We start from the raw sequence: 21,018 nt of genomic DNA, 5'->3' as shown, positions 1-21,018 counted from the left end.
TCAGGTCGAGATCTTGTGGCCCATCTCGTCGCAGCTGCGCAGATTGGCCTCGTTGGCGTCCTCGATGGACAGCACATTGAACACGTCGTACTTGTCCTTCATGTTCTTGGACTTCGACTCGACGATGATCACCGACTGCACCGACTGGTGGTCGCACTTGCGATAGAACTGATCGCCCTTGTACCAGTTGTATTTGAGCTGGCGCAGCGCGATGCTGACCGGCATCGAGTCGGTCGACTTGGCGTTGAGCACGGCCTGCAGCACGCTCCTCACGCCGGCATAGCCCAGCGCACCGTAGTCGGACGGCACGGCGCCACCATGGGCCTTGCGAAACTTGTCATTGAAGGCCTTGGCGGCCGGGATCTTGTCTTCCATGCCCCAGTAGTAGGACGTGCCACCGATGATGCCCTCGAAGGCATCAGCGCCGCCGGCCTGGCGCGAGGTGTAGAGCAGCACCGGTGCGATCACCTTGGTGCTGGCCTTCAACCCGAAGTCGGTCACCTGCTTGGCCGAGTTGACCAGGTCGCGGCCGAAGTTGCACAGCACCAGCACATCGGGCTTCAGCGCCTGGATGCGCGGCAGGAAGGCCGAGTAGTCGGCCACGCCCAGCGGGTGGCGGATGTCGGCCAAGGTGGTCGCGCCCAGCGGCGCACCGGCGCGCTGGAAGCCGCGCACCATCTCGTGACCGTAGGCATAGTCGGCCGTCAGGTAGACGATGCGCTTGCCGAACTTCGGGAAGGCATAGCGGGCCACGGCGCCGGCCGTCAGGTGCGGGTTCAGTGCCTCGTGAAAGGTGTACAGGCTCCAGTCCTTGGCCTCGTTGATCGCGTCCGACTGGCTGATCGAGTTGAACAGCACCTTGCGGTCGCGGGCCACCGCATTGATCGACAGCTGCGTAGCCGCCGACAGCGAGCCGACGATGAAGTTGACCTTGTCCTTCTCGATCAGCTCCAGCGTGCGGGTGGCCGCCTCGCCGGGGTTGAGCTTGTCATCGCGCACCAGCAGCTCGGCCTTGCGGCCGCCAAAGCCGCCGGCATCGTTGAAGTCCTTGATCGCGATCTCGGCAGCACGCACCTGGTCCTGGGCCTCGGCCGAGAACGCGCCGGTCAACGGCACCGGGAAGCCGATCTTGATGTTCGCTCCCTGCGCACGGGCGATATTGAACATGAAGGGCGAGGCGGCGACGGCGGCACCACCTGCGATCAGGGTGCGGCGGCGGGTGTCTATCGGTTGCTGGCTCATGCTTGTCTCCTGGTGGAAGGGATGGTCTTCTGCGGACCTATGTGGGTGGGTGTTCGGGATCGATCGCGGTCTCGCGCAGCACGGTCTCGGCGTCGCGCCGTGCCTCGGCGCCTGGCTTGCCCTGCGCCTGCATATAGGCACCCAGTCGGCGCGCGCGCTGCACGACCGCCTGGCCCGGTGGCAGCCGTGCGGCCTCGAAGGCGCGCAGGGCAGCGGCGGTGGCGCCGTGCTCACGGATGCTTTCGGCCAGGGCCATCGCGTCCTCGGCGGCCTTGGTCACGCCCATGCCCACATGGGGGCGGGCGACAAAGGCCGCATCACCCATCAGGGCCACGCGACCAAAGGCCAGGCGCTCGGAGTGCACGTCGTAGATTGGCTGCAGAAAGGGCTGGGCGGTCTTCTCGATGATCTCGGCGAACTGCGGCGCCAGCAGCGCGCGCGCCGCCTCGCGCATCGCCGCCACCTGGCGCCATGACACCTTGTGCGGTGGAATACCCAGCGGATGGTGCTCGCCATCGGCATCGGTCAGCAGGGCCGGCAGCGCCACCTGCTCATCGGCCGCGCGGTACCAGACGAAGTTGTAGCGCCGCCGGCCGCGCGCCGTGGCATTGCCGCTGCCGGCCACCGGATAGCCGATCAGCTGCTCGCCGGCCGGCAAACCGAAACCGAACTGCTCGAACACACTGGTGAGCGTGAAGCGGGACAGCAGCGCCTCGTCGCAGACGCCGCGCCAGGCGATGTAGCCGGCGTACTGCGGCTGCACCTCCGGCGCACACTGCGCACGCACGGCCGAGCGTATGCCGTCGGAGGCGATCAGCAGATCGGCCTCGAAGCGCTCGCCCGACTCGCAGTTGACGCGCACGCCCCCGGCCGCCTGCTCGAAGCCCTGCACGACTCGGCCCTGCAGGTAGCGCTCGGCCGGAAAGGCCTCGTGGAGCAATGCGTAGAGCCGGCTCCAGGAGGTCAGCACCTGTGGCAGCGCCAGGCTGGCCACCGCTTCGCCGGCGCCATCGAGCACCACCCGCGAGGCGATGCGCACGCCCAGGCTGTCGTCGATGGCGACGCCGGCACGCTCCAGCCCCCGGTTCAGCGCCGCATGGGTGACGATGCCGGCGCCCCGCCCGTCCAGCGAGCCGGTGGCCTTCTCCAGCAGCTGCACCTCATGACCCTCGCGCAGCAGCATATTGGCGGCCAGCAGGCCACCCAGCGATCCACCGGCGATCAGGATGCGGGCCATGGTGAGTGGCTCAGCCGCCTGCCTGCTCGGAGGCGGGATAGTTCAGCTCGATGACCACGCCCGAGGGGTCTTCGAGGAAGAGCTGGTGCAGGCCGATGGACGGCACGGTGCGCTCGCGGAAGGGCACGGCCCGCGCTTTCAGATGCGCATGCATCGCGGCCAGACCGTCGGCGAAGAAGGCGATGTGATCGACGGCGCCCGAGCCCTCCAGCGACACCTCGTCACGGTCGCCCAGATAGGCCTTCAGCCCTGCGGGATCATTCCGGTCGATGCCGATGATGTGGACCACGGCATTGGCCACATCGTCGTGCGGCCCGCGGTACATCCACAGGCCCGGGAACGGGAACGCCGGGCGCGGGCCCACCGTTAGGCCCAGCACATCGGCGTAGAACGCGCGGCTGGATTCGAGGTCGGTGGTGCGTATCGAGAAGTGGTTCAGCGTCAATGCCATTTCAGGCGCTCCTGGTTCGGCTGGTCTTTGCAGCCTTGGCGGCGGGCTTTTCGGCGTACAGCACGTCCTTGACCGACAGCAGATAGCCCTGCACACGGTCGCAGATATAGGTCTCGTCATGCTCGGAGGCCTCGGCCCCGTGCACCGCCTGCTCGTAGACCCAGCGGCGCAGGCCGATATAGAAGATGCCGCCATGCAGGCCCATCAGCAGCTCCAGCTCGCGGGCACTGGGCTTGGCGCGGCTGACGACGCCGCAGTGGCGGCGCGTCTCGCGTATCAGGCGTGGGAACAGGCGCTCGCGCAGCAGCACGAAGAAGCGGTCCGGGATGTAACGGTCGCTCAGGCCCGAGAACACCAGGATGCGCACGAAGTCGCGCCGGAAGATCGCCTTGGCGTAATCGCAATAGAAGCGGGTGAACTTGGTGTGCGCGTCGAGTGCCGGGTCGTCGAGGATCTGCTCCCACTCGGGCTTCCACAGCCCCTCGAACAGCTCGACATAGACGCGATCGATCAGCGCCTGCTTGGTCGGGAAGTAGTGGTACAGCAGCGCGTGGGTAACGCCGATGTTCTTGGCCAGATCGCGCAGCTGGCCGTCCAGACCGCGGTCCGAGAAAAAGCGGATGGCGCCCTGCACGATCTGCTGCTCACGCTCCGCCGTGGACAGGCGCTTGCGTGCGGCAATGGGTTCGGCGGGCGGGGTCTTCGTCATTTCGAGGTGCTTGGTCTAGGCCTGGGGTAAGTCCGGGGCTTTTCTTATTTACCAATTGATCAACGTTGCGTAGCATTGTTGATCGGATGGTAAATAGCATCATCCGTGGAAACCCCAGAACACGGCAGAATTCAAAAAGGCAGGCCATGGAACTGAACGGCGACATCCTGATCACTGCGGCGCGCGAGCGCGTCTGGCAGGCGCTGAACGATCCGCAGGTGCTGCTGGCCAGCATTCCCGGTTGCGAGGAAGTCAAGCAGCTGTCGCCCACCGAAACCCATGTGCGCGTGCTGATCAAGCTGGGACCGGTGCGTGCCCGCTTCGTCGGCAAGATCTTGATGAGCGAGGTGCGCGCCAACGAGGGCTGCGTGCTGAACTTCGAGGGCTCGGGCGGCGCGGCCGGGTTTGCCAAGGGCCGATCGACGGTGAGCCTGGCGAGCGAGGGCGACGGCACCCGACTCAGCTACACGGCCGAGGCCTCGGTGGGCGGCAAGCTGGGGCAGATCGGCGGGCGCATGATCGATGCCTCGGCCAAGCAGACGGCCGACCAGTTCTTCCAGGCCTTCAGCGCACAGCTGGGCGCGCCGGTGGCCGCCGCTGCTTTGACAACCGAAACGCAAGCCGTTGCCGTAGCCACCAGAACCGTCACAGCGCCTCCAGTTGCCGCCACCGGCGAGGGCGTGCGCGTGCTCTGGTTCGCGCTGGGCGCTGCCGCCACCGCCTTCGGCTTCTGGATCGCCAAGGCCCTGGGCCACTGAGGAGCGCGCAGCATGAAAGCCCCCGCCTTCGATTATCAGAAGCCCCGCTCGCTGGATGCGGTGTTCGAGCTGTTGGCCAGTCATGGCGACGAAGCCCGGCTGCTGGCCGGCGGCCAGACCCTGCTGGCGACGCTGAACATGCGGCTCTCCGAGCCGGCGCTGCTGATCGACATCACCGCCATCGAGGCCTTGAAAGGCATTTCCGTGCAGGGCCAGGTCTTGCGCATCGGCGCGCTGGTCACCCACAGCGAGATCGAGGCCTCGGCGCTGGTGACGCAGCACGCACCGCTGCTGAGCCTGGCCGTGCCCCACATCGCCCACCGTGCGATCCGCAATCTGGGCACCTGGGGCGGCTCGATTGCCTATGCCGACCCGGCCGCCGAATGGCCCTGCTGCCTGGCCGCGCTGGACGGCGTGGTCGTGGTGCGCGGCGCCCAAGGTGAACGGCGCATTGCCGCCAAGGACTTCTTCCTCGACCTGTACACCACGGCGCTGGCCGAGGGCGAGCTGGTCATTGCCTGCGAGCTGCCCTTGGCCCAAGCCGCGGACGTGTTCCGCTTCGACGAGCTGGCACGCCGCCATGGCGACTACGCCATCGTCGGCCTGGCGTTGGCCGCGCGCAGCGTGCCCGGCGGCCTGGGGCAGCTGAAGCTCGCCTTCCTGGGCCTGGGCACGACACCGATACGCGCGCGGCGCACAGAGGCCCTGTTCGCAAGCACGCCGTTCACGACGATGCAGCTGGGCGCGCTGATGGACTCGCTGCTGGACGAACTGCAGCCGCTGGCCGATCTGACGAACTCGGTCGCGACCAAGCGGCATCTGGCCGGCGTGCTGACCCGCCGCTTGCTCACAAGTGCACTTGCTGCTTGAACCCTGGAGCTTGAAGAACATGGACGACAAGCGAACCATCCATCTCACCGTCAACGGCGAGAGCCGCCACTGCGCGGTGGCGCCGCGCCAGCATCTGGTGGACTTTCTGCGCGAGGACCTGGGCCTGACCGGCTCGCACCTGGGCTGCGAGCACGGCGTCTGCGGCGCCTGCACGGTCAGGCTGGACGGCCAGGTCGTGCGAGGCTGCCTGGTACTGGCGGTGCAGGCCGACGGCCGGGCGATCGAGACCGTCGAAGGACTGACCGAGGGCGGCACCGTACGCGATCTGCAGGACGCCTTCGTCGCCCGCAACGCCTTGCAATGCGGCTACTGCACCTCGGGCATGCTGATGGCCGCCGCCGAGCTGCTGGACACGCGGCCGAATGCCTCGCGCGAGCAGGTGCGCGCCTGGATCTCCGGCAACTACTGCCGCTGCACCGGCTACCAGGCCATCGTCGATGCGATCTGCGATGTGCAGGCCAGCCGCCGCGCCGCCGGAGTGTCCGCATGAACGCCCCCGAGAAGCACCCACCCGAGCTGCGGCCGATCACCGACGACCCGCGCTACATCGGCGCGGCCGTCAGCCGGCCCGGCGCGCGCCGCCTGGTCGAGGGCCGCGGCACCTATGTCGATGACATCAAGCTGCCGCGCATGGCCCATGTCGTCTACTGGCGCTCGCCGGTAGCGCACTGCCGCATCGTCGCCGTCCAGCGCGAGTACGCCCGGCTGATGCCCGGCGTGCTGGGCATCTTCGACGGCGCCGATGTGGCCACGATCTGCAAGCCCTGGGTCGCGACGCTGGGCCATCTGGCCGGCATGAAGTCGGCGCCGCAGTACCCGCTGGCGATGGAGCGCGCCTGCTGGCAGGGCGAGCCGGTGGTGGCCATCGTGGCCGAGACCCGCGCCCAGGCCGAAGACGCGCTGCAATACCTGCAGGTCGAGTGGGAGGCGCTGCCCGCCACCACCGAGATGGAAACCTCGCTGGCCGCCGGCACGCCCGTCATCCACCCCGAACTGGGCGACAACCTGTGCTTCACGCGCAGCCTGGACACCGGCGGCGTCGACGCCGCCTTCGCCGCCGCCGACGTGGTCGCCGAGGCCACCTTCCACTTCGGCCGCCACACCGGCGTGACCCTGGAGCCCCGCTGCCAGATCGCCGACTGGAACCCCGGCGAGCAGCGGCTGACCGTCTACCACTCGCAGCAGGCGCCGCACATGATGCAGGACCTGTATGCCCGCCAGTTCGGCCTGGCCGAGTCGGCGGTGCGGGTGATCTGCAAGGACGTTGGCGGCTCGTTCGGCATCAAGGTCCACGCCTATCCGGACGACTTCGCGACCGTGGCCGTGTCCATGCTGCTGAAGCGCCCGGTCAAGTTCGTCGCCGACCGGCTGGAGTCCTTCACCAGCGACATCCATGCGCGCGAGCACCGCATCCATGGCCGTATCGCGGCCAGCAAGGCCGGCGACATCCTTGCCTTCGAGATCGACGACCTGACCGGCATCGGCCCCTACTCGATGTTCCCGCGCACCAGCGCGATCGAGGGCAATCAGGTCGTCAACCTGACCGGTGGGCCCTACAAGCATCAGCAGTACCGTGCCAACTTGAAGGTGGTGTTCCTGAACAAGCCGCCGACCTGCCAGTACCGCGGCGTGGGCCACCCGATCGCCTGCGCGGTGACCGAGGGCCTGGTCGATCTGGCCGCCGCCAAGCTGGGCATGGATGCGCTGGTCTTTCGCCAGCGCAATGTCATCCCTGACGATGCCTACCCGACCGCCGGCGCCTCGGGCATCAAGCTCGAAGTGCTGTCTCACGAGGAGTGCCTGCGCAAGATGGAGGCACTGATCGACTACCCGGCACTGCTGGCCGAGCAGGCGGCGCTGCGCGACAGGGGCGTCTATCGCGGCATCGGCTTTGCGGCGCTGATCGAGCTGACCAATCCCGGCGCGGCCTTCTACGGCGTCGGCGGCGCCCGCATCGCGGCACAGGATGGCGCCACCATCCGGCTGGAGCCCACCGGCGCGATCACCGTGCTGTGCAGCGTCGGCGAGCAGGGCCAGGGGGCCGAGGGCATCTTTGCGCAGATCGCGGCCGATGCCGTCGGCGTGGCGATGGACAAAGTCCGCGTCGTCACCGGCGACACCGACGTCACGCCTTACGGCGGCGGCACCTGGGCCTCACGCGGCGCGGGCATCGGCGGCGAGGCGGTGCTGCAGGCCGGCCTGGCGCTGCAGGCCAATATCCTCAAGGTCGCGGCCGTGATCCTGAACCGCGAGGCCGGCGAGCTGGCCGTGAAGCGCGACGAGATCATCGACCTCGATTCGGGCGCGGCGCTGCTGCCGCTGGCCGAGCTGGGTCGCGTTGCCTACTTCCGGCCCGACACCCTGCCGCCCGGCTTCACCCCCGAGCTGATGGTGACGCGCCACTACGCCCAGCGCGACTACCCCTTCATCTTCACCAACGGCGTGCAGGTGTCCTATGTCGAGGTCGACATCGAGACCGGCTTCGTCAAGCTGCTCAAGCACTGGGCGGTGGAGGACTGCGGCCGCGTCATCAACCCAATGCTGGTCGACGAGCAGATGCGCGGCGCCATCGTCCAGGGCATAGGCGGCGCGCTGTTCGAGGAATGCCTGTACGACGCCAGCGGCCAGCTGCTCAACGGCAGCATGGCCGACTACCTGGTGCCCATGTCCGGCGAGATGCCCGACATCGTCGTTGCCCATGTGCAGACACCCACCACCAGCTCCAAGCTTGGTGCCAAGGGCGCCGGCGAGGCCGGCACGGCCGGCGCGCCGGCGGCGGTGATGAATGCGATCAACAACGCCTTGCAGCCCTTGAACGCGGCGGTGTTCTCGCAGCCCTTCACACCGGAGAAGATACTGCGGGCGCTGGGCAAGGTGGTCTGAGCGGCCGACTTCGGGCGCCTGCGGCGATACTCTCCCCACCCGGCATTCCGGCGTGGGAGGCAGTTCCAATGGGCATCGCCAGCAACTTCTTCACGACTCGATCAGCAGGCTCGGGGCCGGCATGACCGAGGCCGAACGCGTTCTGCACTGGTCGGGGCCGCCGGAATCGCCGATCGCGGCGCTGCACAGCCTCGACCCGGCCCTGCTGGCCCTGACCCTGGAGCACATCAGCACCCGCGTGGCGGTGATTGATCGCGGCCACCGCTACAGCTATCTGAACCGCGAGGCGCTGAAGTTCATGGGCCTGCCGGCCGAGCAGGTGGTCGGCCGCCACATGTCCGAGGTGCTGGACGCGGCGCTGTACCAGGGCTTCGTGCCGCTGCTGGATCGCGTGTTCGGCGGCGAGACCCTGCACATCGAGGGCTGGGTCGACTATCAGCGCCAGGGCCGGCGTTTCCGCGAGCAGACGCTGTTCCCGTTCACCGCCGCCGACGGCAGCATCCCGGCCGTCATCGTCTGCGGGCTGGACCACACCGAGCAGCGCCTCAACGAGCAGCTGTGGCAGGCCAGCGAGGCGCTGAAATCGGAGCAGATCGCCCGCCAGCGCGACGCGCTGCGCCAGAGCGAGAAGCTCAGCGCCATGGGCAGCCTGCTGGCCGGCGTCGCCCACGAGCTGAACAACCCGCTGGCGATCGTCATGGGCCGGGCCAGCCTGCTCGAGGAGCGGCTGCAGGACCGGGGCGCCGATGCCCAGACCTGCGCCGATCTGCAGCGCATACGCGAGGCCGCCGAGCGCTGCGGCCGCATCGTCCGCACCTTCCTGAACATGGCACGCAGCCGTCCGACCGAGCGCGGCACCGTGCATCTGCAAGGGCTGGTGCAGGCGGCCGCCGACATGCTGGCCTACAGCTACCGCAGCCACGGCATCAGCCTGGAGCTGGCGATGGCACAAGATCTGCCCAGCCTGCAGGCCGATGGCGACCAGCTCGGCCAGGTGGTACTGAATCTGCTGGTCAATGCACAGCAGGCGCTGGCAGCCCACGAGGGCGAGCGCCGCGTGCAGGTGAGCACCGGCCTGCGGCCCGCCGCCGATGAGGAGACACCGGCCCAGCTCTGGCTGCGCATTGCCGACAACGGCCCCGGCATAGCGGCCGCCGCGCGCGCCAGGCTGTTCGAGCCCTTCTTCACCACCAAGACCGAGGGCAGCGGCACCGGCCTGGGACTGTCGCTGTCGCGCTCGGTGGCCCGCGAGCATGGTGGCGAGCTGGCGCTGGAGCCGGCCGGCGCAACGGGTGGCGCAAGCTTTCTGCTGACACTGCCCTTGCCGCGACCGACGTAAAAAGGGCCCGCTGTTGCGGGCCCCGTCATTGAATCAGCGAGCGAATCAGCGCTGCGCCTGCTTGCGGCGGCGCGACACCATGCCCATCGCGGCCAGGCCAGCGATCAGCAGCGCGTAGGTCTGGGGTTCGGGCACCGAGGCCACCGAGACGTTGTCCAGCAGCGCGCCGACGTTGTCGCCGCCCAGATTGTGGAAGCTCAGCGTGAACGCCTGCGAGGCGCTGGGCGTGAACAGGATTGACTCGGTCGTGAAGCCGGCCGAGCTGGTGCGGGTGAAGCTCTGCAGCGCGGCGCCGCCGAACAGCACCTCGACCGCGTCGCTGCCGCCGCGTTGGTTGCCGGCCAGGGCGAAGGTCAGGTTGTAGGTCACGCCGGCGTTCAGGTTCAGCGTGGTCGAGAACACACCGGCCTTGCCGCTGGAGCCGTCCAGGTCCACATACTTGCCGAAGGCGGGCACAAAGTTCCAGCTGGAGCCGGCCCCGATCAGGTCGACCGTGCCATTGCCCACCGTCCAGGGCGTGCCGGCAGCGCTCCAGTTCAGACCGGTGCTGTAGGGCGCGGCCAGGTTTTCGAAGTTGTCGGAGAAGACCACCGAGGCCGAGGCGAACAGCGGGGTGGCCAGGGCGGCAGCGATCAGGATCTTCTTGAACATGGTGAGCGAGTTCCGGGGTCAGTTGTGAAGGGTTTGCTTGCCACCGTTGGCAGCGGATGTCCGGACTGTGCCCAGACATGACCCCTGGGTCACCCCCGCGTTCGCGGGTTGCGGCACCTCAAGCGGCAGCCGGCCGGCTCAATCGTGAACTTGTGCACGGCCGGCGGCAGCCATAGGCGTCTCCCGCGGGAACTCGATCTCGTAGCGCAGCTGCCCGCCCTCGGCATCGGTCAGGCAGCGTAGCTCGCCATGGAGCAGGACATCGACCAGATGGCGCACGACCTGCTGCTGCAGGGCCAGGCCGGGGCCGGAGGCATGGGGCAGCACCAGGCACCGCAGCGCCTGCTCGCCCTGACTGCTCAGCTCCAACAGCACGTCGGCCCCGCACTGCAGGCTGTTGGCGCTGACCGGCAACAGATTTTCCAGCAGCTGGTTGAGCACCTGCTCCAGTGTCTCGGCGTGGCCCTCGCAGCCGAGGCTGGGCGGCAGTTGCAGCCCCAGGCGCACGCCCTGGGCCCGCAGACGCGAGGCATAGGCGCGAGGGCATTTGCGCAGCAGCTGGGTCAGGTCTTGCTGCCGTGACTCGCTCGCCTCCAGCGGCGCGACCAGACCGGCCACCGCCTCGAAGCGGTCGCTGAGCTCGGCGCTGCGGTCCAGCTCGGCCTCGCCGACCTGTATCAGCTCCGCATAGCGCTCGGCATGAAACAGCAGGGTGCAGAAAGAGGGCAACATGAATTGCGCGTCGGCATGCTCGGGCAATTGCTCGAACAGCTGCCGGGCGCGGCGCGCTTGCTGCAGGGCACTGCCTAAGCGGCGCTGGCGGCGCATCACGATCGCCTGGGTCAGCAGCGCGGCGGCCTGGACGCCGGCGTCGCCCTCGCGTTCGGCCCAGGTCAGCAGGTCGCTGGCCTGCAGCAGCAGTTCGGCGTCGGGCGCGGTGACCGCGCGCTGATGCAGCGCGCAGATCTCCAGACGGCGCGACCAGTAGGCATCGCCCTGGGCCAGGCGCAGCAGCGCCTCCGCCTGGCGCTCGGCGCCGTCCAGCTGCAAGGCGGCGATGTGCGTGCGCAGGCTGCGCAGCCCGTCGCTGAGCCGACACTGCGGCGCCAGCTGATGGGCCAGGTGCAGACCCAGGCCCGATCCGCCCTGGCCGAAGCGGGTGGTGAAGAAGGGCTCGAAGACACGGTCACGGTGCGCCGCGTCGAGGCCACAGCCGTCGTTGGCGACGACCAGCTCCAGGTCCTGCCCCTGCTTGAGCAGCTCCAGCCGCGCATTGCCGATCGGGGTGTTCGGCTCATGCGCCAGGCCGACGCCCAGATTGCCCAGGGCGGCGAGCGTCTCCTGACGCGCCAGCAGGCGCCGCGCCTCGTGCACGCTCTGCGCCCTGACCTGCTTCTTGCGCTCGAGCTCGTCATGGGTGCTTTGCAGGGCGGCCTCGGTGGCGCGACGCAGCTCGATCTCGGACTGTAGGCGCGCCAGCGCAGGGCCACATTGGTGGCCAGATTCAGCCGGCTCAGGCACTGGGCATAGAGCTCGTCGCCGGCCTCGGCCAGTGCCAGCGCGCGCTCGTTCAGCGCGATGCAGCGCTCGCGGTAGCCGGGCAGGTCCTCGCTCTCGAGCTGGTAGTAGTAGCCGGAGGCGGTATTGCCCAGCACATTGATCGGGTCCTCCAGCTGCAGCGCGGCCGGAGTCAGCCCGGTGTTGCGGTAACCCATGGACTCGCTCAGCCGGCACTCGGCCTCGGCCTGGTGCCCGCGGGCAATCCGGCGGGCCCAGTGCCGCAGCGCCGATTCGACGCCCTACGGTCGCCCTCCCGTCATCGGGACGGCCGGCCGGCCATGCCTTTGCGAAGGGACCTTGACCACTTCATCCCCGCGTTCAATCGATAAAATTGAACGGGCATTAAATCACGCCGGACTCCCCGTCTGGCCCCTTGAATCGGTGGTGCGGCGAAACACCATCAATAGTCCAGCCACTCCAGCTCGCCGACCAGCGGCCCGCCCTTGATGCGCTCCAGCGTCTGCGTCAGCACCTCGATATTGTTGTCGAACGAACCGTGGCTGGACACCGCCTGATCGCCCATGCGCGTCTGCCGGATCTTGGGGCTAGTCACCGTGGTCGCCGCGAGCACACCGGCGGGCGGGCTCCAGGCCTTCTGCCATTGCTGGACAAAGGGCAGCTCCTTGGCCTCCCACTGCGTCGCGTCCCTGGCAAAGGCGGGCAGCAGCGAGCGTTCCATGCCCAGCAGCGGCATCTTGCGGGCATCGTCCAGCGCACGCGACACCAGGTACAGCAGCGACTTGCCATAGACCGGCCGCTCGGCGCTGGGCAGGCCGTCGCCGCACTCGTTGGCATCGCTGAGCTGGTACAGATGGAGCTGCTTCAGGCTCAGCACGCCCAGGCTGTCGGCGGGCAGATAGTGCTCGACGGCAAAGCGCACCGAGCAGGCGGCGGCATACAGCGTGCAGCTGCTGGCCGACGGGCGCTGGGGGCTGGCCGGCAGCTTGCCGAGCACCGTCAGCAGATGGCCCAGCAGTATCGAGCCGGCCGAGTGACCGATCAGATGCAGCTCCAGCTGGCACTTGTTCTTCTGCAGCGCCTGGGCCAAGGACTGCAGCTGCTGGGCCAGCAGGTCCAGCAGATGGCCGGCCTGGACGCCGCAGGCCGCGTTCTCCCGCATCTCGCCCCAGATGCCCTTGCCCACCACATGGCCCAGCGCCTCGATCGCGCGGTCCTTGGCCTCGCCCAGATCCAGCCAGCCGCCGGCGCGCTCGTCCTCGGGGCCGAAGACCTTGCGCGCCCAGTCCTCGACGATGCCCGACAGCGTCTCGCCGACGCCGGTCTTCCAGCTGACGAACAAGGGGTAGATGCCGTTGGCGGCGAAGTAGGGCGCCAGCACGCGGATGCGGTCTATCGAGTCGCCCTCGCTGTTCAGCCCGCCGTGGGCATACAGCGCCAGCTTCAGCACCTTCTCATTGCGGCCCTTGAACCAGGCCAGCGGCTGCTCGACAACGATCTCCTGGGCATGGCCGGCGGCGTCGCTGGCGTGTCGGGTGATGTCGCTGACCATCAGCCGACCCTCGTTGCCGGCCACCAGCGTGTGCAGATAGGCCTGGTCGGTGGGCCAGGGCTCGTGCTCGGGGCGTAGGAAGGCATGGTCCAGCGGCCAGGCATCATCGACCGGGTTGTTGGGCTGGCGGGCGCTGCGATCGAGCTCGTTGATCGAGCGGCCGCTGGCCACGCGCCAGCGCGATGCCTCCTGCGAGCGCATGCCGCCCTTCCCATCGGGCAGGGACAGGGCCACACCCAGCGCGCAGGCCCAGGCGTCGGTGGCATGCAGGGCCCAGTCGTCATAGGGCAGGATGGCAAAGCCGGCCGTGCCCCAGCGCTCGCCCCAGGAGTTCTGCACGATGAAGCCGCGTTCGTTGTAGCCGACCAGGGCAAAAGCATGGCCGCCCTTGCTCTTGGGGTCCTTGACCGGCGCGATCACCGGCAACTGACCATGATTGAGGGGCGGCTTGGTCGGCTTGTCGTTCAGCAGCCCATCCCAGCCGTCATGGGCCTCGGCCGAGACATAGACGGCGCCGATCTCGGCAATCGCCGCCTGGATGTCGACCACCGAGAACTTGCTGACGCGGTAGTACACGCCCAGCGGGCGCTGGGTCGCGTCGGTCGCCCAGCCCTCCTTGGGCCGCTCGAACACCGGCTCGTTATTGGCATTCAGCGGATAGGCCCACAGCGAGCAGGCGCACACACCATGCTTGTGCCAGCCCTTCAGCGCACCGCGGCAGCTGGAGCCGTCATAGTCCTGGCCCGGCCATTCGTCATAGCGCTTGGCCAGCTCGTAGAACATGCGCGGGCTGACCGACTCGAACTTGGCCCGGCTGCCGCTGCCCAGATGCCGCACCCACAGCAGGTAGTTGGCCACGCAGGCCAGGCCGAAGCCGGTGCAGGCACCCTCGGTGCCCTGGTTCAGTATCAGGCCCTGCTTCACATAGCTGCCCAGAAAGCGCTTGATCTCGTCGTTCGACGGGAACGCCGCCGGCAGCGAATGCAGCGGCGGGGCGTAGAGGCGGTCGCGGAAGTCCAGCCGGTCGGGGCGGGCGTCGAGCACGCGGCCCATGCTGGTGGTGCTTTCGGCAGCCGGCGTGGTGGCGGCCGGCTTGGCCACCTTGGATGCCAACTTGGCCCGCGTCTTGGCTGCGGGCTTGGCCGAAGTCTTTGATGCGGGCTTGCTGCGGGTGGTGGCCATATGCGTCTCCTGTGGTGGCGCGCATCTTGACCGGGGCTCGCCAAAAACGCCAATCCCTAGGTAGGACGGTTGCGCCTGCTCTTGGACGCGGGGGCAGCGCCATTGCCCACGTCAGCGGCCTCCTCGTCGGGCACTCCCCCCAGGCGCTCGATGACCGTGTCCAGCATCGCGTACAGCGCCGTCAGGTCCTCGCGGCCCAGCTTCTGCTCGATCAGCGCGTACTGCAGCTGCATGCCACTGCGCATGCTGTCGAACAGCGTCTCGGCCTTGGGCGTCAGCGCGACGATCCATTTGCGCTGGTCACCCTCGAAACGGCTGCGGGTGACGAAGTTGGCCTGGTCCATCCGTGTCAGCATGCCGGTCAGGCTGGGGCCGTGCAGCGAGCAGATGTTCGCCAGCCGCCCCATCTCCATCGGCCCGCCGTCCTGCAATGCACGGATCACGCGCCACTGCTGTTCGCTGACGCCATGCTCGCGCAGCAAGGGACGGAAATGGCTCATCACCGCCTCGCGGGTCTGCAGCAGCAGCAGGGGCAGGCTGCGGCGGGCCGGGCGCTCGGCCGTCTTCTTCTGAATCTTTGTCATGGGTCAAATGCTCGCACGGAGTGCTTGCGCTTTTCGGTGACTGCATTATCATGTTATTTAACTTATTAAATAACTTTGAGTCCAAGCCGCATGCAAATTCCCCCGCAACCCGGCACGGTGTACGGCACCCTGCTGAACCACCAGGCCAATCTGGCCACGCTGCAGGCCCAGGGCGACCTGGCCGCCAGCGTCTACAAGGCGCTGCCTCAGGTCCCGGTGCTCTACATCAAGACGGCCAACACCGTGGTCGGCCCCGATGCACACGTCGAGGTGCCCGCTGAGGTGTCCGAGCTGGAAGCCGGCGCGACGCTGGGCCTGGTCATCGCCCGCACCGCGACCGCGGTGACCACGGCCCAGGCGCTGAGCCATCTGGCCGGCTATGTGCTGATCAACGACCTGACCGTGCCCCATGCCAGCGTGCACCGGCCACCGGTCAGGCACCGCAACCGCGATGGCTTCTGCCCTATCGGCGCGCTGCTGCCGGCGGGCGAGCTGGCCGATCCGCAGCAGCTGGAGATCGTCGTCAAGGTCAATGGCCAGGAGCGCCAGCGCTTCAGGCTCGACGCGCTGGTGCGCAGCCTGCCTCAGCTGTTGGCCGATGTGACCGAGTTCATGACCCTGCAGGCCGGCGATGTGCTGCATGTCGGCGTGCCCGAAGGCGCGCCGCGCGTGCGGGTCGGCGATGTGGTGACGATTGAGGCTGCGGGCTTTGCGCCGCTTGTCACGCATCTGGTGGCGGAGGGCGCACGATGAGAACCGCCCGCATTGTTTTCGATGGCCAGATCCACACCGTCACGCCGCATGCCGACGGTGTGCGACTGCCCGATGGCCGCGTGCTGGCCGAGAACCAGGTGCTGTGGCTGCCGCCGGTGGTGCCCGGCACCATCTTCGCGCTGGGCCTGAACTACGCCGACCATGCCAAGGAGCTGGCCTTCAAGCCGCCCGAGGAGCCGCTGGTGTTCCTGAAGGGTCCCAATGCGCTGACCGGCCACCGTGGCCAGACGCGTCGGCCGGTGGGCGTGAAGTTCATGCACTACGAGTGCGAGCTGGTGGCCGTGATCGGCCGCGAGGCGCGCCGCGTCAAGCGCGAGGATGCGCTGTCCTACGTTGGCGGCTACACGGTCGCCAACGACTATGCGATACGCGACTATCTGGAGAACTTCTACCGCCCGAATCTGCGCGTGAAGAACCGCGACGCCTGCACGCCGCTGGGCCCCTGGCTGGTCAGCGCCGACGAGGTGGCCGATCCGCAGGCACTGGCCTTGACGACCACCGTCAACGGCCGGCTGACGCAGCAGGGCAATACCCGCGACATGGTGTTCCCGGTCGCCTTGCTGATCGAGTACCTGAGCAGCTTCATGACACTGAAGCCCGGCGACATCATCCTGACCGGCACGCCGGACGGCGTGGTGGACTGCCAGCCGGGCGATGAAGTCGTGACAGAAATCGAAGGCATAGGACGCTTGGTCAACACCATCGTCTCGTAATGGAGAGCAAGCAATGATTGAACATCTGATCAACGGCAGGAACGTCGCCAGCAGCGAGGTTTTCGAGACCGTCAACCCGGCCACGCAGGAGGTGCTGGCCGATGTCGCGTCCGGCGGCGAGCTTGAGGTGGCACAAGCGGTGGCCGCGGCCAAGGAGGCCTTCCCGAAATGGGCCGGCCTGCCGGCCGCGCAGCGCGCGAAGATCATGCGCAAGCTGGGCGATCTGATCGCTGCCCAGGTGCCGCAGATCTCCGAGATGGAAACGCGCGACACCGGCCAGGTGATAGGCCAGACCAAGAAGGCGCTGATCCCCCGCGCGGCCGACAACTTCTACTACTTCGCCGAGATGTGCACGCGCACCGACGGCCACACCTACCCGACCGAGACGCATCTGAACTACACGCTGTTCCATCCGGTCGGCGTGTGCGCGCTGATCTCGCCTTGGAATGTGCCCTTCATGACCTCGACCTGGAAGGTCGCACCCTGCCTGGCCTTTGGCAACACCGCGGTGCTGAAGATGAGCGAGCTGTCGCCGCTGACGGCCGCCCACCTGGGCCAGCTGGCCCTGGAGGCCGGCGTGCCGGCGGGCGTGCTGAACATCGTCCATGGCTATGGCCGCACGGCCGGCGAGTCGCTGGTCAAGCATGCGGATGTGAGCGCGATCTCGTTCACCGGCAGCACGGCCACCGGCAACCGCATCATCCAGAGCTCGGGGCTCAAGAAGTTCTCGATGGAGCTGGGCGGCAAGAGCCCCTTCGTCGTATTCGAGGACGCCGATCTGAAGCGCGCGATGGATGCGGCCATCTTCATGATCTTCAGCAACAACGGCGAGCGTTGCACGGCCGGCTCGCGCATCCTGGTGCAGCGGAGCATCTACGACCAATTTGCCAAGGAGTTCGCGGCGCGGGCCTCCCGCATCGCGGTCGGCGACCCGATGGATGAGAACTCCATCATCGGCCCGATGATCTCGCCGGAGCACCTGGCCAAGGTGCGCCACTACATCGAGCTGGGCCCGACCGAGGGCGCCACCCTGCTGACCGGCGGTCTGGATGCACCCGAGCTGCCCGCCCATCTGAAGCGCGGCAACTTCGTGCGGCCGACGGTGTTCGCCAACGTCAGCAACGAGATGCGCATCGCCCAGGACGAGATCTTCGGCCCGGTCGCCTGCCTGATCCCATTCGACGACGAGGCCGACGCGATCCGCATCGCCAACGACACCCGCTACGGCCTGTCGTCGTACGTGTGGACGCAGAACCTCGGCCGAGCCCATCGCGTGGCCGCCGCCGTACAGGCCGGCATGTGCTTCGTCAACAGCCAGAACGTGCGCGACCTGCGCCAGCCCTTCGGCGGCACCAAGGCCTCAGGCACCGGCCGCGAAGGCGGCACCTGGAGCTTCGAGGTGTTTCTGGAAGCCAAGAACATCTGTGTCTCGACAACGGATCATCACATCCCTCATTGGGGCCTGTGAGGCCAAGGAACTGTCATGGGAAAACTCGCCCTCGCCGCCAAGATCACCCACGTCCCGTCCATGTATCTCAGCGAGCTGGACGGCCCGCACAAGGGCTGCCGCCAGGCCGCCATCGATGGCCACAAGGAGATAGGCCGGCGCTGCCGTGAACTGGGCGTGGACACCATCGTCGTGTTCGACGTGCACTGGCTGGTGAACTCCGAATACCACATCAACTGCGGCCCGAAGTTCGAAGGCTGCTACACCAGCAACGAGCTGCCGCACTTCATCAAGAACATGGACTACGCCTACCCCGGCAACCCGGGCCTGGGCCATCTGATCGCCGATGTGGCCAATGACATGGGCGTGAAAAGCCGCGCCCACAGCGATACCTCGCTGGGCATGGAGTACGGCACCCTGGTGCCGATGCGATACATGAATGCCGACCAGCACTTCAAGGTCGTGTCCATCGCCGGCTGGTGCGTCTGGCATGACCTGAAGGAGAGCGAACGCTTCGGCCTGGCCGTACGCCGCGCGATCGAGGAGCGCTACGAAGGCACGGTGGCGGTGTTCGCCAGCGGCTCGCTGTCGCACCACTTCGCCAACAACGGCACCGCGCCCGACTTCATGCACAAGGTCTGGGATCCATTCCTCGAACAGGTTGACCGGCGCGTCGTCGAGCTGTGGGAGCAGGGCGACTTCAAGACCTTCACGCCCATGCTGCCGCTCTATGCCGAGAAATGCTGGGGCGAGGGCGGCATGCACGACACGGCCATGCTCTTGGGCCTGCTCGGTGGCGAGCAATACACCGGCAAGGTCGAGGTCATCACGCCCTACTTCGGCAGCTCGGGCACGGGGCAAATCAATGCGATCTTCCCGGTCACGCCGCTGCCTGCGCAAGGATAGGACCATGCCCCATCTGGTGATCTATTACACCGGCCAGCTCGACGAGTTGACCAATATGACGGTGCTGTGCAGGGCCTTGGCCGACACGATGCAAGTGCAGCGCGACGAGGCAAATAAACCGGTCTTCCCCACCGGCGGCATACGCGTGCTGGCCTACCCGGCCGCGCACTGGGCGGTGGCCGATGGCCAGGGCGACTACGGCTTCGTCTATCTGAACCTGCGCATGGGCCGCGGCCGCAGCGATGCGGTACACAAGGCGGTGGGCGAGGCGCTCAGCGCCGTGGCCCGCGAGCACTTTGCCCAGCTGATCGCCAGCCGGCCCGTGGGCGTGACCTTGCAGATCGATGTGGGCCCCGAAGTGTTCGATGCCAAGCACAGCAGCCTGCATCCGTTGTTCCAGAACAAAAGTTGAATGATTTGCGTGCCAGACCTTGGCGGTACTCCGGCAAGCTCTGGCACCAACTGACTGAGTAATATGCTTGCACAAGACATCATCGAAGACCTCGCCCGCCAGCTCGAGGCCGCGCGCGTCAGCCGCACGCCGCTGCGCCATTTCTCCAAGGCCCACCCGACGATGACGATAGAGGACGGCTACGCGATCCAGCGCGAGTGGGTCAAGCTGCGCCTGGCCCAGGGTCGCGTCATCCGGGGTCGCAAGATAGGCCTGACCTCGCGGGCGATGCAGCAGGCCTCGCAGATCACCGAGCCCGACTACGCGCCGCTGCTGGACGATATGTTCTACGAGCAGGGCGGTGACATTCCCATCAAGGACTTCATCGCGCCCCGCGTCGAGGTCGAGCTGGCCTTCATCCTGGCCAAGCCGCTGAAGGGCCCCAATGTCACGCTGTTCGATGTGCTGTCGGCCACCGAGTATGTGACACCGGCGATCGAGATCATCGACGCCCGCATCGAGCAGTTCGACCGCGACACCAGGCAGATGCGCAAGGTCTTCGACACCATCTCCGACTTTGCGGCCAATGCCGGCATCGTGCTCGGTGGCCGGCCGGTCAGGCCCATGGATGTGGATCTGCGCTGGGTCGGCGCGCTGCTGCACAAGAACGGCGTGATCGAGGAGACGGGCCTGGCCGCCGGTGTGCTCAACCACCCGGCCACCGGCGTGGCGTGGCTGGCCAACAAGATCGCGCCTTATGGCGAACAGCTGAACGCCGGCGATGTGGTGCTGGCCGGCTCGTTCACCCGCCCCACCCCGGCCGTGGCCGGCGATACATTCCATGTGGACTACGGCCCCTTGGGGGCAGTAGCCTTCCGTTTTGTCTGACCTGTCTTCGTAGCCCGGATGGAATCCGGGACCGGAGGCGCCCATCACTGTGATGGCCCGGGATTGCATCCGGGCTACCCGACTGAGAGACGCCATGCACTTGCCCATCAACACCTTCAAGCAAGCCCTCGCCGAGAAACGCGCGCAGATCGGCCTCTGGGTCGGCCTGGCCAATACCAGCGCGGCCGAGGCGCTGGCCGGCGCCGGTTATGACTGGCTGCTGCTCGACGGCGAGCATGCGCCCAATGATGTGCGCTCCATCATGGCCCAGCTGCAGGCGGTGGCCCCCTATCCGGTGCACCCCATCGTGCGGCCGGTGCAGGGCGAGGTGGCCCTGGTCAAGCAGCTGCTCGATGTCGGCGCGCAGACGCTCCTGGTGCCGATGATCGATACCCCCGAGCAGGCCGCCTTGATGGTCAAGGCGATGCGCTATGCCCCCGAGGGCATACGCGGCCTGGGCAGCGCACTGGCGCGCGCCTCGCGCTGGAACCAGATCGCCGACTATCCGCAGCAGGCGAATGCACAGATGTGCCTGCTGGTGCAGGTGGAGACGGTGCCGGGCGTGCAGAACCTGGCTTCAATCGCCGCCACCGAGGGCGTCGATGGCGTGTTCTTCGGCCCCGCCGATCTGTCGGCGTCCATGGGCTATCTGGGCCAGCCAAATCACCCCGAGGTGCAGCGCGTGCTGCTCGACGGCATCAGGGCCGTGCGTGCCGCCGGCAAGGCGCCGGGCATTCTCGCCACCGACCCCAAGCAGGCCCAGCAGTATCTGGACGCCGGCGCGCTGTTCGTCGCCGTCGGCGTCGACACCTCGCTGCTGGTGCGCGCTGCCACCGAACTGGTGCGCCAGTTCAAGCAGGCACCGGCCGCGCCCAAGGCCAGCGGCGGCTATTGAGCAAGGA

General features: G+C 67.6%; 20 protein-coding genes. 12 read left to right on the top strand and 8 right to left on the bottom strand.

What is annotated here, in order from left to right; genetic code table 11:
- Genes DES47_RS08410 through DES47_RS08395 form a run of 4 tightly spaced genes read right to left on the bottom strand, consistent with a single transcriptional unit; the run spans window position 1 to window position 3,639 of the window.
- Entirely contained in the window at window positions 1-1,242 is a 1,242-nt protein-coding gene (locus DES47_RS08410) for an ABC transporter substrate-binding protein (protein WP_133700232.1), read from the bottom strand.
- Between the two features lie 37 nt (window positions 1,243-1,279).
- Window positions 1,280-2,479 carry an FAD binding domain-containing protein gene (locus DES47_RS08405; RefSeq protein WP_133700231.1) on the bottom strand — a complete coding sequence of 400 codons (1,200 nt, stop codon included), beginning with the start codon at window positions 2,477-2,479 and terminating at the stop codon, window positions 1,280-1,282.
- 10 nt (window positions 2,480-2,489) lie between these two features.
- Window positions 2,490-2,930, bottom strand: a complete 441-nt coding sequence (locus tag DES47_RS08400; protein WP_133700230.1) for a VOC family protein — start codon at window positions 2,928-2,930, stop codon at window positions 2,490-2,492.
- Between the two features lies 1 nt (window position 2,931).
- Window positions 2,932-3,639, bottom strand: a complete 708-nt coding sequence (locus DES47_RS08395) for a TetR/AcrR family transcriptional regulator (RefSeq protein WP_133700229.1) — start codon at window positions 3,637-3,639, stop codon at window positions 2,932-2,934.
- 146 nt (window positions 3,640-3,785) lie between these two features.
- Here DES47_RS08395 and DES47_RS08390 point away from each other — a divergent pair, with 146 nt between their 5' ends.
- From DES47_RS08390 to DES47_RS08370, 5 genes are all read left to right on the top strand, one after another.
- Window positions 3,786-4,397 carry an SRPBCC family protein gene (locus tag DES47_RS08390; RefSeq protein ID WP_133700228.1) on the top strand — a complete coding sequence of 204 codons (612 nt, stop codon included), beginning with the start codon at window positions 3,786-3,788 and terminating at the stop codon, window positions 4,395-4,397.
- 12 nt (window positions 4,398-4,409) lie between these two features.
- Window positions 4,410-5,267 carry an FAD binding domain-containing protein gene (locus tag DES47_RS08385; protein WP_133700227.1) on the top strand — a complete coding sequence of 286 codons (858 nt, stop codon included), beginning with the start codon at window positions 4,410-4,412 and terminating at the stop codon, window positions 5,265-5,267.
- Window positions 5,268-5,286: 19 nt separating this feature from the next.
- Entirely contained in the window at window positions 5,287-5,778 is a 492-nt protein-coding gene (locus tag DES47_RS08380) for a (2Fe-2S)-binding protein (RefSeq protein WP_133700226.1), read from the top strand.
- Window positions 5,775-8,171 carry a xanthine dehydrogenase family protein molybdopterin-binding subunit gene (locus DES47_RS08375; protein WP_133700225.1) on the top strand — a complete coding sequence of 799 codons (2,397 nt, stop codon included), beginning with the start codon at window positions 5,775-5,777 and terminating at the stop codon, window positions 8,169-8,171. Before DES47_RS08380 ends, DES47_RS08375 begins: the two co-directional genes overlap by 4 nt.
- 121 nt (window positions 8,172-8,292) lie before the next feature.
- Complete coding sequence (locus tag DES47_RS08370; protein WP_133700224.1) at window positions 8,293-9,510, top strand: sensor histidine kinase; 1,218 nt, start codon at window positions 8,293-8,295, stop codon at window positions 9,508-9,510.
- Between the two features lie 45 nt (window positions 9,511-9,555).
- Here DES47_RS08370 and DES47_RS08365 read toward each other — a convergent pair whose 3' ends face one another.
- From DES47_RS08365 to hpaR, 4 genes are all read right to left on the bottom strand, one after another.
- The gene (locus tag DES47_RS08365) at window positions 9,556-10,161 is read right to left on the bottom strand and encodes a DUF642 domain-containing protein (protein ID WP_243748215.1); all 606 of its coding nucleotides are present in this window, start codon (window positions 10,159-10,161) and stop codon (window positions 9,556-9,558) included.
- Window positions 10,162-10,299: 138 nt separating this feature from the next.
- Window positions 10,300-11,682, bottom strand: a complete 1,383-nt coding sequence (locus DES47_RS08360) for an ATP-binding protein (RefSeq protein ID WP_243748214.1) — start codon at window positions 11,680-11,682, stop codon at window positions 10,300-10,302.
- 439 nt (window positions 11,683-12,121) lie between these two features.
- The gene (locus DES47_RS08355; RefSeq protein WP_208114938.1) at window positions 12,122-14,413 is read right to left on the bottom strand and encodes a C1 family peptidase; all 2,292 of its coding nucleotides are present in this window, start codon (window positions 14,411-14,413) and stop codon (window positions 12,122-12,124) included.
- Between the two features lie 56 nt (window positions 14,414-14,469).
- Window positions 14,470-14,997, bottom strand: coding sequence for a homoprotocatechuate degradation operon regulator HpaR (hpaR, locus tag DES47_RS08350; RefSeq protein ID WP_133700222.1), 528 nt, complete (start codon window positions 14,995-14,997; stop codon window positions 14,470-14,472).
- A gap of 90 nt (window positions 14,998-15,087) precedes the next feature.
- Between hpaR and DES47_RS08345 the strand changes: the two genes are divergently transcribed.
- The 7 genes from DES47_RS08345 to hpaI all read left to right on the top strand — a co-directional run bounded on the left by DES47_RS08345 (window position 15,088) and on the right by hpaI (window position 21,011).
- Window positions 15,088-15,750 carry a fumarylacetoacetate hydrolase family protein gene (locus DES47_RS08345; RefSeq protein WP_133700221.1) on the top strand — a complete coding sequence of 221 codons (663 nt, stop codon included), beginning with the start codon at window positions 15,088-15,090 and terminating at the stop codon, window positions 15,748-15,750.
- Window positions 15,747-16,484: a fumarylacetoacetate hydrolase family protein gene (locus tag DES47_RS08340; RefSeq protein ID WP_133700220.1), complete on the top strand. Its 738-nt coding sequence runs from the start codon at window positions 15,747-15,749 to the stop codon at window positions 16,482-16,484. Before DES47_RS08345 ends, DES47_RS08340 begins: the two co-directional genes overlap by 4 nt.
- 13 nt (window positions 16,485-16,497) lie before the next feature.
- Window positions 16,498-17,952, top strand: coding sequence for a 5-carboxymethyl-2-hydroxymuconate semialdehyde dehydrogenase (hpaE, locus tag DES47_RS08335; protein ID WP_133700219.1), 1,455 nt, complete (start codon window positions 16,498-16,500; stop codon window positions 17,950-17,952).
- A 15-nt stretch (window positions 17,953-17,967) separates the two neighbouring features.
- Window positions 17,968-18,837, top strand: a complete 870-nt coding sequence (gene hpaD / locus DES47_RS08330; protein WP_133700218.1) for a 3,4-dihydroxyphenylacetate 2,3-dioxygenase — start codon at window positions 17,968-17,970, stop codon at window positions 18,835-18,837.
- A gap of 4 nt (window positions 18,838-18,841) precedes the next feature.
- The gene (locus tag DES47_RS08325) at window positions 18,842-19,249 is read left to right on the top strand and encodes a 5-carboxymethyl-2-hydroxymuconate Delta-isomerase (protein ID WP_133700217.1); all 408 of its coding nucleotides are present in this window, start codon (window positions 18,842-18,844) and stop codon (window positions 19,247-19,249) included.
- Window positions 19,250-19,312: 63 nt separating this feature from the next.
- Window positions 19,313-20,116: a 2-oxo-hept-4-ene-1,7-dioate hydratase gene (hpaH, locus tag DES47_RS08320; RefSeq protein WP_133700216.1), complete on the top strand. Its 804-nt coding sequence runs from the start codon at window positions 19,313-19,315 to the stop codon at window positions 20,114-20,116.
- 94 nt (window positions 20,117-20,210) lie between these two features.
- Window positions 20,211-21,011: a 4-hydroxy-2-oxoheptanedioate aldolase gene (gene hpaI / locus DES47_RS08315; protein WP_133700215.1), complete on the top strand. Its 801-nt coding sequence runs from the start codon at window positions 20,211-20,213 to the stop codon at window positions 21,009-21,011.
- The last annotated feature ends 7 nt before the right edge of the window (window positions 21,012-21,018 follow it).

It is taken from the genome of Roseateles toxinivorans (assembly GCF_004362525.1).
GTDB lineage: Bacteria > Pseudomonadota > Gammaproteobacteria > Burkholderiales > Burkholderiaceae_C > Paucibacter > Paucibacter toxinivorans.
The sequence above is the reverse complement of the archived record's forward strand: the minus strand, read 5'-3'. Positions and strand labels throughout refer to the sequence as shown.